The sequence below is a fragment of the Crocosphaera sp. genome (genome assembly GCF_030064895.1).
GTDB lineage: Bacteria > Cyanobacteriota > Cyanobacteriia > Cyanobacteriales > Microcystaceae > Crocosphaera.
In genome coordinates this window covers 40284-54069 of record NZ_JASJEB010000010.1, presented here as the reverse complement: position 1 = coordinate 54069, position 13786 = coordinate 40284, and the positions used below count along the sequence as shown (strand labels likewise).

12 protein-coding genes are annotated in these 13786 nt (G+C 35.7%); 10 read left to right on the top strand and 2 right to left on the bottom strand.

Features of this window, described 5'->3' with window-relative positions; translation table 11 throughout:
* Positions 1-308: 308 nt before the first annotated feature.
* From hemF to QNJ66_RS04500, 9 genes are all read left to right on the top strand, one after another.
* Positions 309-1340, top strand: a complete 1032-nt coding sequence (gene hemF, locus QNJ66_RS04540; protein ID WP_300503448.1) for an oxygen-dependent coproporphyrinogen oxidase — start codon at positions 309-311, stop codon at positions 1338-1340.
* A 71-nt stretch (positions 1341-1411) separates the two neighbouring features.
* A complete protein-coding gene (pap, locus tag QNJ66_RS04535) occupies positions 1412-2902 on the top strand; it encodes a polyphosphate:AMP phosphotransferase (RefSeq protein WP_300503447.1) in 1491 nt (496 codons plus the stop codon).
* A gap of 403 nt (positions 2903-3305) precedes the next feature.
* Positions 3306-4010 carry a PEP-CTERM sorting domain-containing protein gene (locus QNJ66_RS04530; RefSeq protein ID WP_300503446.1) on the top strand — a complete coding sequence of 235 codons (705 nt, stop codon included), beginning with the start codon at positions 3306-3308 and terminating at the stop codon, positions 4008-4010.
* 470 nt (positions 4011-4480) lie between these two features.
* Positions 4481-6310: a dolichol-phosphate mannosyltransferase gene (locus QNJ66_RS04525; protein ID WP_300503444.1), complete on the top strand. Its 1830-nt coding sequence runs from the start codon at positions 4481-4483 to the stop codon at positions 6308-6310.
* A gap of 90 nt (positions 6311-6400) precedes the next feature.
* A complete protein-coding gene (locus QNJ66_RS04520) occupies positions 6401-6856 on the top strand; it encodes a hypothetical protein (protein ID WP_300503442.1) in 456 nt (151 codons plus the stop codon).
* 47 nt (positions 6857-6903) lie between these two features.
* Positions 6904-8022 carry a DegT/DnrJ/EryC1/StrS family aminotransferase gene (locus QNJ66_RS04515; RefSeq protein WP_300503441.1) on the top strand — a complete coding sequence of 373 codons (1119 nt, stop codon included), beginning with the start codon at positions 6904-6906 and terminating at the stop codon, positions 8020-8022.
* Between the two features lie 19 nt (positions 8023-8041).
* Entirely contained in the window at positions 8042-8602 is a 561-nt protein-coding gene (locus QNJ66_RS04510) for a Uma2 family endonuclease (RefSeq protein WP_300503439.1), read from the top strand.
* A 522-nt stretch (positions 8603-9124) separates the two neighbouring features.
* The gene (locus tag QNJ66_RS04505) at positions 9125-9394 is read left to right on the top strand and encodes a type II toxin-antitoxin system Phd/YefM family antitoxin (protein WP_300503438.1); all 270 of its coding nucleotides are present in this window, start codon (positions 9125-9127) and stop codon (positions 9392-9394) included.
* The gene (locus QNJ66_RS04500) at positions 9370-9636 is read left to right on the top strand and encodes a Txe/YoeB family addiction module toxin (protein WP_300503436.1); all 267 of its coding nucleotides are present in this window, start codon (positions 9370-9372) and stop codon (positions 9634-9636) included. Before QNJ66_RS04505 ends, QNJ66_RS04500 begins: the two co-directional genes overlap by 25 nt.
* 51 nt (positions 9637-9687) lie before the next feature.
* Here QNJ66_RS04500 and QNJ66_RS04495 read toward each other — a convergent pair whose 3' ends face one another.
* Complete coding sequence (locus QNJ66_RS04495; protein ID WP_300503434.1) at positions 9688-11520, bottom strand: sodium:solute symporter family protein; 1833 nt, start codon at positions 11518-11520, stop codon at positions 9688-9690.
* Positions 11521-11569: 49 nt separating this feature from the next.
* On the opposite strand from QNJ66_RS04495, the gene QNJ66_RS04490 reads away from it, so the two are divergent.
* Entirely contained in the window at positions 11570-13393 is a 1824-nt protein-coding gene (locus QNJ66_RS04490) for a glycosyltransferase (RefSeq protein ID WP_300503432.1), read from the top strand.
* 12 nt (positions 13394-13405) lie between these two features.
* On the opposite strand, the gene QNJ66_RS04485 is transcribed toward QNJ66_RS04490, so the two are convergent.
* Complete coding sequence (locus QNJ66_RS04485) at positions 13406-13744, bottom strand: type II toxin-antitoxin system VapC family toxin (RefSeq protein ID WP_300503548.1); 339 nt, start codon at positions 13742-13744, stop codon at positions 13406-13408.
* Positions 13745-13786 lie beyond the last annotated feature (42 nt).

Genomic DNA, 13786 nt, shown 5'->3' with positions numbered 1-13786 from the left:
CAAGTTTTCGGTTTTGAACTGTAGCGTAGGGCATACGCAAACAGACCTCTGAAATGGGGTAAAAGTCTGAGGAGAGAATCGCCTCTGGGTTAAGGACTGAGAAGACTTTAATGTAAGCGAACTCGTTGAGTCAGAAATCTTATGCAGTGATGCTTAGAGAATCCACTCGGATGCAAGCCAGTGGAGTATGTCAATAAACTTAATGATACTTCTGACCCATCAAGCTTTAGATTGATCTAAGAGTAACTTTTTCACTGTCATGGACAAGTTACTGTTGAATGTTTCACTAAAAGTCCTAAAACGAGATTATGACCCCGATAACAACAGACGTTACTACTCCTAAACAAACCTCTTTACCCCCCTCAGACGCTAAAACAAGGGTTAGTGAGTTCATGAAAACCCTTCAAGATGAAATTTGCCAGGGACTTGAAAAAGCAGATGGTGGTAGTACCTTTCGTCAGGATAGTTGGGATAGAGAAGAAGGTGGTGGTGGCCGTTCTCGTGTGATTAGAGACGGTAATTTATTAGAACAAGGTGGGGTAAATTTTTCGGAAGTTTGGGGAAAACAGTTACCCCCATCTATCTTAAAACAGCGTCCTGAAGCAGAAGGACACGGTTTCTACGCCACAGGGACTTCTATGGTACTACATCCCCGTAACCCTTATGTTCCCACGGTTCACCTCAACTATCGCTATTTTGAAGCGGGGCCAGTTTGGTGGTTTGGGGGTGGTATTGACTTAACTCCCTATTATCCATTTGCAGAAGATGTAAAACATTTTCATCAAACTTTAAAGGAAACTTGCGATAAACATCACCCTGAATATTATCCTGTGTTTAAACCTTGGTGTGATGAATATTTCTATCTCAAACATCGTCAAGAAACCCGTGGAGTTGGCGGTCTTTTCTTTGATTATCAAGATGGAACCGACCCCTTATATCGTGGTCCCCATGCTGATAAGGCAGCAGCACAATATAGTAATGAGTTACCCCCTCAAGAAAACCGTACTTGGGAAGATTTATTTGCTTTTGTTAATGACTGTGGAAGGGCTTTTTTAACTGCTTATCTTCCTATTGTTGAGAAGCGTCGGAACACGGAATATGATGACAAACAAAGACAGTTCCAATTGTATCGTCGGGGACGTTATGTTGAGTTTAATTTAGTTTACGATCGCGGCACAATTTTCGGGTTACAAACTAATGGTCGTACAGAATCTATTTTAATGTCTTTACCTCCTTTAGTTCGTTGGGAATACTGTTATAAACCTGAAACAAACACCCCCGAAGCTGAATTATATAATACCTTCTTAAAACCTCAAGATTGGGTTAACTGGAACGCTTAAAAATGTAAGGTGGGCAATGCCCACCTTACCAAGAAATTAGATGTATAATAAAGAAAAATCTTAAACTAGAAATGTTAGATAGTCTGGATCTCAAATTAACTTTAGATAAAGAAACTTACAACAGCGAGATAGAAGCATTGATGCAACAGTTGCGATCGCTACAAAAAGACTGTTGGGATCATAAGCTACCAGTTATTATCGTTTTGGAAGGGTGGGCCGCTGCTGGTAAGGGAAAGCTATTACAGAAAACCATCGGTTATATGGACCCCCGTGGCTTTAAGGTTCATCCTATTTTATCAGCTACGGAACAAGAGCAGAAATATCCCTTTCTTTGGCGATTTTGGCATAAATTACCCCCAAAAGGCAGTATTGGAATTTTTTACCATAGTTGGTACACCCATGTTTTAGAAGATCGTCTGTTTGATATAGAAACTGATGGGAGTATTCCTTTGTTAATGCGAGATATTAACTCGTTTGAGCGTCAATTAGTAGATGATGGCGTAGCGATGGCAAAATTTTGGATACATTTGAGTAAAAAAGAACTGAAGAAGCGATTGAAAAAATATGAGTCCGATGAGTTAGAATCGTGGCGAGTGCGCCCAGAAGATTGGCAACAGGCCAAGGAATACGATCGCTATGCTGCCTTTGCTGAGGAAATGTTAACCTATACCAGTACCGGCCACGCATCTTGGACCCTGGTGGAAGGGGACTGTCAACGTTGGGCTAGAGTTAAGGTATTATCTCAAGTTGTAGCCACCATTACCCAAGCTTTAGACCGTCTCAAACTGCCGAAAACAGATATTCCCCCTTTACCCCCCCAAACGGAGTTACAACCCACAGAACCGGATTTTTTGGACAAAATAGATTTAGGTTTACATCTACTCAAGGACGATTATAAACAACGGTTAAGGGAAGCACAGGTTAAATTAAGACAGTTACAGTTACAAATTTTTCAAAAAAATATTCCTGTTTTAGCTTTGTTTGAAGGATGGGACGCTTCTGGTAAGGGTGGTGCGATTAAACGTTTAACTGATACTTTAGACCCGAGAAGTTATCAAGTCCATGCTTTTGCTGCCCCAACAACAGAAGAGTTAAACTATCATTATTTATGGCGGTTTTGGCGACAAATTCCCAGAGAAGGAAGTATAGGTATTTTTGATAGGAGTTGGTATGGAAGAGTTTTAGTAGAAAGGGTAGAAGGGTTTGCTTCGGAGCTAGAATGGCGAGGTTCTTACAAGGAAATTAATGAGTTTGAAGCACAGTTAACTACTTCTGGTTGTGTTATCGTTAAATTCTGGTTACATATTAGTTTTGAAGAGCAATTGAGACGGTTTGAAGAGAGAAAAGACAACCCGTTTAAATCCTATAAATTGACGGATGAAGACTGGCGAAACAGAGAAAAATGGCCGTTATATAATGTGGCAGTTAACCAAATGATTGCCCGTACCAACACACCTTATGCTCCCTGGACGATTGTACCTGGCAATGATAAGTATTATGCCCGTGTTCATGTTTTAGAAACGGTAATTAATGCGATTGAAACTGAGTTAAAAAAACGGTGACCTTTCACTACAATAAACAGCGATCGCTTAAAATAGCACACTGCTATTTTTAACTCGCTCCTCAAATCAAGGTCAAACTCATATTACATAATGGTTTTAGGTTTAGCGATCGCAGAATTTGTGAGAAATGCGGGATAATTAGTGAAATATTACTCGATTAATGATCTGGAAAATACCGTCTCAGCAATGGGCAGATTTTCCGAGAAATCTGGGATAAACTACCAGACTCAACCAGAACAGAAACAATAACAATCTACCCTTTAAGCATTATTAACATAAGTGTATAAGTTTTACAGAAATTGACCTTGACATTTACAAAGTTTCACGTATATACTATGTGCGTAATCTTGCTAATGATATACTTATCATTCTTAGTAATTATCAACATAACGAGGAGTTACGTATGGTTTCTATCCTAAAGGCTGTTGCAGTCAGTTCCCTAACCACAATGGTATTTGCTGGTACCGCCAGTGCAATGTCGTTTACACCTTTTCAAGAAGCTTCTGTTGTCTTTGACAGTTTAGACGGTGATGAAACAATAGATTTCGATGGATTTGATTCTAGTTTAGGTGAATTAATTGGTTTCGAGATCTCACTCGAATTTGATGCTACTTTGAATAATACAGCTTTAGTGTTCCCTATAGGCTCTGGTGATCAGGCTGTTGGAAGTCCTACTCCTCTAACTGCCACTGCAACTTTAACTGCTGCAGTAGCTGGAGCTTTAGGTCTAAGTGTATCTGACTCACTATCTACTCCTGGATTTGTTGGGGATGTTCCAGATAATGGGGCTGTTAATATTGTAGGAACAGATTCAGTAGTTGGTCAAACTGACTCGGAAACCTATTCTACTGCTGATGGAGATGACCTTTCCTCATTAATCGGTGGAACTAACGCAGTTAGTATTCTGCTCTCATCCGTGGGTTCACAAGGAGGTTCTGTACCTAGTGATGTTACTACAGGTAACAATGGTAATTCAGATGTTACAGTCAGAATCAGATACGAATTTGAAACAGTAGCACAATCAACTCCTGAACCTGGAATGATTTTAGGTCTTGCTACAGTTGCTGGGGCTGGTTTAATTAGTCGTCGTCGCAAAAATTCTCATTAATAAGAATAGAAACTAATATAGGCAACTATTTTTAGTGACTTGTTTATATCATTAGGGGTTTAACTATCTATTTTTTAGTTCTTTTATCCTAATGTTTTCTATTCCTCCCTATCTTTCTGTAAGATAGGGATATTTTTTGTATAGTTGGAATTTCTTCTAGAAAACAAAAACCTGTACAATTCTAGACATACCTGTACATAATGTCTAGAATATTTCCTATGAGCCAGTAAACTTGTCAGTTCATTATTAGTTGGGGTACTTTACATTGCTATAGTGCCGACTGTGTTATTATCAGAAACCGAAAATCCTGGGATACTTATCAAGAAATGATGGAGGATACTTGAACGTGCTATTATAAATATTCAACACAAATATAGTCATATATAGTCAAGTCAAAATAAATATGTTAGGTTGACTTGTAGTTGGCTGTCAGCTTGACAAATTAATAACATAAATGCCATTAAATAAAAATGATTAGATATGGATTATCTTGGTTTATCATAGCCTCTGGTATTGCTTTTTCTTTGTATTTACTAGCTATAGTTCCTGATGGAGTATATTTTAGTGGTGATGGTGGTTTGAAGGCTTTATTAGCTCAACAATTAGGGGAAGGTATTTTTCAAATTGATTTAGTCACCCCTGATGCTGAGTGGGTTCATCAACTCTGGGAGAATGGTTTATACCCTTATGAAGAACCTTTTGTTTACTATTTGAATGATAAATATTATATCACTTTTCCTTATACTTTTTCTTTGATTACTGCTCCTTTTTATACTTTATTTGGTGAACGGGGTTTATATGTTATTCCTTTGCTTTCTACTTGGTTAATTTGGATTGGGTTTAATATTTATTGTCGTTGTTTAAAGTTAACACAATTCCAGCAATGTTTATCTATATTTCTCTTGATTTTTGCTTCTAATTTAACTTTGTATTCGGGGATGTATTGGGAGCATACTTTAGCGGTTCTCTTTTGTTTGATTGGTATGATAATTTTATTTATCCCAAGGGAATCCATAACCATAAAAGAAGCAATTTTAAGTGGTTTTTTTGTTGGTTTATCTGCTTGGATACGCTCAGAATTTTTGGCAATGGTTGCTACTTTAACTTTTCTGGTAGGAGTGATGATAATTATCAGATATTTGTCTAATATGAGGTCAGGAAATAATGTTGATTTGCCTCGGAAATTGAATTTAGATCAACTTTCTTATTTAGGGGATAAGGGCTGGATTTTTATTTTAGTTATGTATGTTACTGTTGGATTATTTTTTATCAGTAATCAACTAATTTATGGTCATATTTTGGGAATTCATGGTCTACAAATTGTCGAAGGATTCACCATAGCTAGGCGTTTAAGGGAAGCTTGGGAGAGTTTTCTGGAAATTATTGTTACCTTTTTTGAGTTCTTTCCTGTTGCTTGTTTCTCTTTACTTTATTTGTTGCTATTTCTGGTCAAAAAAAGCTTTCAAGAAAAAACACCAAGAATCATTTTGATATCGTTTATTGTCTTTTCTTTAATAACAAGTGTCTATTGGTATAATACTCATGGAACAGACGAAATCAGACTTTTTCTTAGACTTTATGCGGTTGCGATTATTTTATCATTAGTTTGGTTGTTCTTGGCTTGGAAAGAAGAAATAAATATTACTCAAAGAATGGCTTTAGTTTATGTACTGGGGTTATTGTTTACTGCGGGAGTCGCTTTATTAGTAGATTCTGGTTCCGATGAAATTGCAGTTGGTGGGAAACAATGGGGACAGAGATATTTATTAATCTTGCTACCTTTTTTCTCAATTATGATTGTTCATCAATTGCAGGTTTTTCTGGACAATTCAAAATCTATCATCAAATATTATACAATTTTCTTATTCTCCATATTTGTGATCATTGGAATATACAAAAATATGTATTTAGGAACTAATTTTTTTCAGAAAAATCATCGGGGAGTTACAGAAGCCATCGAATTTTTAGATAATGATAGTCGTCAAATTGTGGCAGTTTCTCATCAGTTCGCAGCGCAAATATTAGAGTCTCCTTTGCGTAAAGATAAACTATTTTTCCGTGTTGATCAACCAGAAAGTTTAATCAAGCTAGGTCAAACATTAACCGAAAATAACCAGTCAGATTTTGTATATGTTTGTTATCCTTTTCGTGCTTGTGAAATTCCGACTTCTCCCTCTGAAACATTTACCCTAGAAGATAATAGTAATTCGCTGTTTCAGGTGCAATTTAATCCTCTAGGAAAAAAAGGAAAATATACCCTATACGAAGCAAAAGTAATGCCTAAAAATCAAGTTAACTAAGATAAAATTGCTCACTTAATTCGACATTAACCAAACAAGCTGATACAATTTAGAGTTGAAGCGAGTTTTTGCCCCATTAAACTTAATATAATGATTCAACAAACCAATAGTCAAAACATGATCGAGGAAATTAGTTATAATGGTCAAGTATTAGCCATTATTCTTCCCTTTGAGTTTCGTCAACCAGGAATCCATTTTTTTACCCCGGATAGTTATTCTCAGCAACTTGCTTACATGAAACACCCAGAGGGAAAAATTATTAAACCTCACATTCATAGACAAGTTCGTAGAGAGGTTTTTTATACCCAAGAAGTCTTATTAATTAAAAAAGGAAAACTACGGGTTGATTTTTATAATGATGAGCAAGATTATTTAGAAAGTCGTATTTTACAAGCAGGAGATGTTATTCTCTTAATTAAAGGAGGTCATGGTTTTGAGGTATTAGAAGAATTAGAAATGATTGAAGTTAAACAAGGTCCTTATGTTGGAGATAACGATAAAGTTCGTTTTACTGGTATTGATGCAAGTCAAGCAGATGTAAAATAAAAACAGCAATTAACTCAATAAAAATTTATCTTGAGAATATAACTCTTATGGCAGACTTTATCCCTGTTAATGAACCTTTACTTAATGGCAATGAGAAGCAATATTTAAACGAATGTATTGATACCGGTTGGATTTCTTCAGAAGGACCTTTTGTCAAAAGGTTTGAGGCAGATTTTGCAGAAACCATCGGCAGAAAACACGCAATTACTGTCTGTAATGGTTCGGTTGCTTTAGATGCTGCGGTGGTTGCTTTAGACATTCAAGCAGGAGATGAGGTCATTCTACCTACCTTCACTATTATATCATGCGGTGCAGCTATTGTAAGAGCAGGTGCTATTCCTGTGGTGGTAGACAGCGACCCTGTGACCTGGAATATGGATGTTAGCCAAATAGAAGCTAAGATTACTTCTAAGACAAAAGCGATCATGGTGGTGCATATTTATGGCCTACCTGTGGACATGAACCCTGTGTTAGAAATTGCAGATAAATATGGTTTAAAAATTATTGAAGATGCAGCAGAAATGCACGGTCAAACCTATAGGGGAAAACCCTGCGGTAGTTTTGGAGATATTAGTACCTTTAGCTTTTATCCTAACAAGCACGTTACCACAGGAGAAGGGGGAATAATTGTTACTGATGATGATAGTTTAGCGGAAAAATGTCGCTCTTTACGCAACCTTTGTTTTCAACCACAAAGACGTTTTATTCATGAAGAGTTAGGTTGGAATTTACGCTTTACTAATTTACAAGCTGCTGTTGGTTTAGCACAATTAGAAAGATTACCAGAATTTGTGCAAAGAAAGCGTAAAATGGGGGCTATTTATACGGAACTTTTAGCAGATATTTCTCAGTTAGAATTACCTTTAGTAAAAACAGATTATGCTGATAGTATTTATTGGGTTTATGGGATGGTTATCAAGGATGATGTTCCCTTCGATGCAGCAGAAGCAATGCAACGTTTACGGGAGAAAAAAATAGGAACCCGTCCCTTTTTCTGGGGAATGCACGAACAACCTGTTTTTCATAAAATGGGATTATTAAAAGACGTTTCTTGTCCAGTAGCAGAAAGGTTATCCCGTCGAGGTTTTTATATTCCCAGTGGTTTAGCTTTAACAGAAGAACAAATGAAACAAGTTGTCATCGCTGTAAAAGAAGTGTTTAACTAACAATTAGCTACACATAATAATGGTACAAACGCCCTCTAAAAGTTTAACCTTAGCGGAGTTTCTGCAACTACCAGAACAGAAACCTGCAAGGGAATATATCAACGGTCAAATTATTGATAAACCCATGCCACAAGGGAAACATAGTGCCATTCAAGGGGAATTTACTGCTACCATTAATAGTATCATAAAACCGAAACGGATCGCCCGTGCTTTCCCTGAATTACGTTGTACTTTTGGCGATCGATCCATTGTTCCTGATATTGTGGTGATGACTTGGGATCATATTCCCCGTGATGAAAATGGAGAAATTGCTAATGTTTTTCCCATCGCACCAGATTGGACAATTGAGATTTTATCACCTGATCAAAGTCAAACCAAAGTAACTAAAAATATCCTCTATTGTCTTCAGTATGGGACACAAATGGGTTGGTTAATTGATCCTGATGAGCAAACTATATTTATTTATCGTCCTAAACAAGAAATAGAAGTATTTGATCGGCTAGATTTAAAACTTCCTACGCCTTCTTTTGGTGAAAAAATTAACCTTACTGTTCAAGATGTGTTTGCTTGGTTATTATAATAAACCTACAAAAATCATGTTATTAACCTTAAAAAAATTAGAAATACTCGCCTGCTTTTGTTAAGTTAACTAATCTTTTAAACCTAGTAGTTTGCAAAATGAATGTATCAAGCTCTTACTGGTATCCAATTTGCTTTTTAACCTGAGTTCGATATAAGGAAATTTAGAGAAAACTGACTCAAATCAGAAGTCTCAAACCTTCATTCTCTCGTTAACAAAATTATAACTCCGAACTCCGAACTCCGAACTCACGTTTTTAACAAGTGGAATTCTTTTAATTTCTGGCACTTTACTCAATACAAATCTGTCCATTCTTGCAGCAGTAATAATGTTTTTAAGTTGTTTTTATTTTCTCACACTGCATTATTCGGATTTTACTTGCTTGGATTGTAAGCTAAAAAGTCATAACTTCTTAAAAGAGCTACTAGCTCTATTATAGCAATACCTATTATAATAATGATAGAGATACGTTCAATCAATCAGAAACGTTATATTTGCATCCCTATCAAGAACTTACCTAAAATGAAACAGATAAATATTAAAGAAAATAATTCACTACTTTCAGAATTAATTGATAATATCAACGACTCTAATGAAGCGACAATGATTACAGTTGATAATCAGAAACAAGCTGTATTAGTTTCAGTTAATGAATGGAATTCAATTCAAGAAACCCTTTATCTACTATCAATCCCTGGAGTAAAGCATGATTTAATTGAAGGAAAAAATACAGATTGGGAAGACTGTACCCCTCTTGAAGAAATAGAATGGGAATGTGGGAAATCGCCTTAACTCAAAGAGCATTAAAAGATGCTAAAAAGATTAGTGGTTCAGGATTAAAAAGTAAAGTTGAAAAGTTAATAGAAATTTTGAGAACAAATCCTTATCAAAATCCTCCATCCTATGAAAAACTGACAGGGGATTTAGCTGGAATGTACTCACGAAGAATAAATATTCAACATCGCTTAGTTTATGAAGTAGATGAGGAAAACAAGAGAATTAAAGTTTTAATGATGTGGTCACATTATGAATAACTTAAAATAGTTAAACGTTATAATCTAAGTTCAGAATATTCCTATTATTGATTATAAGTTATCTTTAAGATAAACTCTTTTTTTACTCAATTTTCGTAACCAAAATCCCCCAATAATAGCAATAGTTAATGAGACAAAACCAGTGATAGATTGTAGCAGTAAAAATCCCCCAATAGCAAACATACTGCCAAACATAACTAAAGTAGCTGCTACCACTTTTAAGATATCATTTTGTAAATTTTGTGCTGGTTCTAAACCCGTTTTGTATTGTTGATATTGCCAACCTATTCCCCCAGGACGAACCTTTTCATAGAAGTTTAACAAGGTTTCTTCATCTTCAGGAGGAGTTAAATACATAACCGTTATCCACACCAAAGCTGTTAAAACAGAAATAAATAGTAACCGCCAACCAAAGTCAGGGAAAATGTTATTAATATCAGGATTAATAGTTGTAACTAAACCAATTAAAAATCCTGCAATCATCGCAGATAACTCTGCTGCTGCATTAATTCGCCACCAAAACCAACGTAAAATTAACACAAGTCCTGGACCGGTTCCAATGGCAATTACTAAACGAAATACAGTCCGAACATCCGTCGCATAAAAAGCAGCAATTGAACCTAAAACCGTCACTAAAACAGATGCTAATCTCACCGCATTAGTTAACTCTTGATCTGTCGCATCAGGACGGAAAAAACGACTGTATAAATCATTAGTTAAATAAGACGCACCCCAATTAATAGACGTAGAAATGGTACTCATAAAAGCAGCAATTAAAGAAGCTACCACTAACCCCAAAACTACCGAAGGTAAATAGGTTAACATCAGAGTAGGATAAGCTAATTCTGCATCTTCTAAATTAGGTAATAAAACTATTGCAGCTAAAGCAGTAATAATCCAAGGCCAAGTTCTAACAATGTAGTGGAGAATGTTAAAAAACCAAGTTGCTTTTTCTGCTTCTTTTTCTGCTTCTTTTCCTTTTCCTCTTACTGCTAATAATCTTTGTACAAACTCTCCACCCCCATCACTACGACGAAAAGACCACCATTGAACAAAAATATAAGCTGAAAATGTAGTTGCTGTAATACCAGCAGCATCATTCCAAGTAAAGTTTAAACCGCCATTATTGGTGATAGGAATAAACGACAAAACATCAAAATCAGTAATTTGTTGAACGTTGGGAATTAATTCACGCATTCCACCGGCATCACTAACAGCAATAACTGCTACTAACATCGCCCCAAATAATCCTAAGAAAAACTGGAAAAAGTCCGTAACAACTACACCCCAAAGTCCTGAAGCTCCGGTATAAATTAAAACAAAAACGCTTAAAGCAATAACTGTCCACAGTTTAGTTGCTTCTCCCGGATCAAAACCCAAACTTTGCCATAACTGTAACGCATCCACCACCTTAACCATAGCCAACATAGCGTAACCGATGCCAATACAATTGATAGGAACTGCGAATAAAAATGCCTTGGTTGCCCGCAAAATAGCTGCTGTACGCCCACCGTAGCGCAATTCTGTTAATTCAGCGTCCGTGACCATTTCCGACCGTCTCCACAGCCCTGCAAAGACGTAAATTAGAACAATGTGCGCGATACCAAAACTCCACCATTCCCAGTTTCCTGCAATACCCCGACTAGCAACCACACCGCAAATATACAGAGGGGTGTCGATGGAAAACGTAGTTGCGGCCATGCTGGTTCCGGCTAACCACCAAGGAAGGTTTCTGCCAGCAATCAGCAAATCAAGGGGATTTTGCCCTTTTTTTCCGTTATTTTTATTTTCTGAAGATTTTGTTTCTCTATGGGACAACAATAACCCTAAGGCCATCGTCCCAAAGAGATATATTAAGACAATAATCCAATCTATAAGTTGCATAGTGTAAATTTAGGTTATTTTATTTAAAGTTTGGTTGTGAGGATTTTCTGTGTTAAAAGTTGAGTCGTCTAAACAGTGGATAAATAAGCTTTCCCAAGTCAATGATTGGGTCTTATTAGGGTTATGGATGGTTTTTGGTGGCATTCTCCGATTTACAAATTTGGACGCTAAACCGCCTTGGACTGATGAATTTGCCACAATGGTGTTTAGTTTAGGAAATGATTTCCGATCAGTTCCTCTGAATCAGGTTATTTCATTAGATACCCTTTTGCAACCACTTCGTGTTAGTGGCGACGTAGGAATAGGTAATGTTGTTTCCTTATTGCTACAAGAAGATAATCATCCTCCTTTATATTTCGTTTTAGTTCATTTATGGGTTCATTTGTGGCAAAATGTGGGAGAATATGTGGATGTGGGAGTGATGCGATCGCTTCCTGTTTTATTGGGAGTTTTATCAATTCCTGGGGTTTATTTTTTAGGAAAAATTGCTTTTCGTTCTCGTTTAATTGGGCAAATTAGTGCTAGTTTAATGGCGGTTTCTCCGTTTGGTATTTTCTTGGCACAGGAAGCCCGTCATTACACTTTAAGTATTTTATTTGTGATTGCTTCTTTAATATGTTTAATCTTGACAATCAGACATCTTTATCAACAGTCGATTATTCCTTTATGGTTAGTATTTAGCTGGATTTTAGTTAATAGTTTGGGTTTATCGGTTCATTATTTCTTTGTTTTAACTCTCATTGGAGAAATTATAACGTTAGCTGTCCTTATTTATGTTAAATATAAAAACAATTTTTCACAGTTAAGTAAGAGAAATATTATCCGTATTTTGGCAGCTATTCTCGGAACATCTGCTACGGGTTTAGTTTGGATGTTGTTAGCTATTTCTCATGGTTACGGTAATAATATGATTACTTGGATTCATCCTTTGAGCCATATTTTATATGCAATTAGTCCTCCATTACAGTTATTAGCGGTTTGGATTCCGATGATTTCTTTATTACCAGTTGAATCTGATTCTATTCCTATTGTTATTCTTTCTGGTTTAATTTTACTGTTATTTTTTATCTGGTTAATTCCTTACAGTATTAGAGGTCTTAAAAAAGGATTACAGTTAAATCAATTTCGTCTTTCACTGTTAATTTTAATGACGTTTATTGGTGGAGTTATTGCTTTATTTTTAATCATAACTTATGGAGTTGGCGTTGACCTAACTCGTGCTGCTCGTTATAGTTTTACTTATTTTCCTGCGGTGATAGTATTAGTAGGAACAAGTTTAGGAATTTTCTGGCACGAAATTAAACAAGAAAATGAACAATTGCAAGCAAAAGAAACAATTAATCCCTTAATTTTACTGAGTAAAATATATGATCAATTGAACTGTAACGGTAAATTAGCCTTTTATGCAGTATGGTTTATGGGATTTTTAGGTGCAGTAACCGTCATGATTAATTTAGGATATCAAAAATATTATCGTCCCGAACAATTAATATCAGTTATTAAAGAAAATTCATCCCAACCTGTTCTTATAGCTACCACTCATAAAAGTTTAGTTCAAGTAGGAGAAATGATGGGAATAGGATTAGAATTAAAGAAGGCAGTAGGAAACGGAAGGCAGGAGACAGAAGGTATAGTTAAACAAAATAATCAAAATGAATTAGAAAATCTCTCCTTTTTATTCATTCATCAAACAATAGATAATGATCCACAATCAACCATAAAGCTACAAGAAACAGTTAATAATTTATCTAAACCTTTAGACGTTTGGACAGTCAATTTTAATGCAGAAATTGAGTTAAATAATTGTACTCTTGATACAACAAATTATCCTTATATTGATGGTTACGGATATAAAAGATATATTTGTAACTAAAAAATATCTTCACTATGGGGAAACTTCCCATAGTTTTGTAATAGGATAAGCATCAAAAGCAGAATCTTTACTAATAACTGTCAAATTTTCTACTAAACTTTGGGCAATAATGAATCTATCAAAAGGATCTTTATGATATAGAGGCAAAGTCGAAATCACGTTTAAATGCTCTAACGAAATAGGCAAAATTTCGATATCATTTAGTTTGATTTGTTCACTAACAAAATTGGCATATAGTTTCGGTAAAGTTAATTTACCAATATTAACTTTAATCGCTGTTTCCCACAGACTAGCAATACTTAAGAATAAATCAACATCGGATTCTAGTAAATTAAAAAGTTGTTCAGGTATTTCGTCACTATCGTTAACAAATCAGAGGAAAGTATGAGTATC

What these genes read in the sequence shown, in the direction of transcription:
- QNJ66_RS04525 (WP_300503444.1), top strand. Translation starts at nt 4,481, where the DNA reads ATGATTAGATATGGATTATCTTGGTTTATCATAGCCTCTGGTATTGCT.
- QNJ66_RS04515 (WP_300503441.1), top strand. Translation starts at nt 6,904, where the DNA reads ATGGCAGACTTTATCCCTGTTAATGAACCTTTACTTAATGGCAATGAG.
- hemF (WP_300503448.1), top strand. Translation starts at nt 309, where the DNA reads ATGACCCCGATAACAACAGACGTTACTACTCCTAAACAAACCTCTTTA.
- QNJ66_RS04500 (WP_300503436.1), top strand. Translation starts at nt 9,370, where the DNA reads ATGGGAATGTGGGAAATCGCCTTAACTCAAAGAGCATTAAAAGATGCT.
- QNJ66_RS04510 (WP_300503439.1), top strand. Translation starts at nt 8,042, where the DNA reads ATGGTACAAACGCCCTCTAAAAGTTTAACCTTAGCGGAGTTTCTGCAA.
- QNJ66_RS04505 (WP_300503438.1), top strand. Translation starts at nt 9,125, where the DNA reads ATGAAACAGATAAATATTAAAGAAAATAATTCACTACTTTCAGAATTA.
- QNJ66_RS04530 (WP_300503446.1), top strand. Translation starts at nt 3,306, where the DNA reads ATGGTTTCTATCCTAAAGGCTGTTGCAGTCAGTTCCCTAACCACAATG.
- pap (WP_300503447.1), top strand. Translation starts at nt 1,412, where the DNA reads ATGTTAGATAGTCTGGATCTCAAATTAACTTTAGATAAAGAAACTTAC.
- QNJ66_RS04495 (WP_300503434.1), bottom strand. Translation starts at nt 11,520, where the DNA reads ATGCAACTTATAGATTGGATTATTGTCTTAATATATCTCTTTGGGACG.
- QNJ66_RS04520 (WP_300503442.1), top strand. Translation starts at nt 6,401, where the DNA reads ATGATTCAACAAACCAATAGTCAAAACATGATCGAGGAAATTAGTTAT.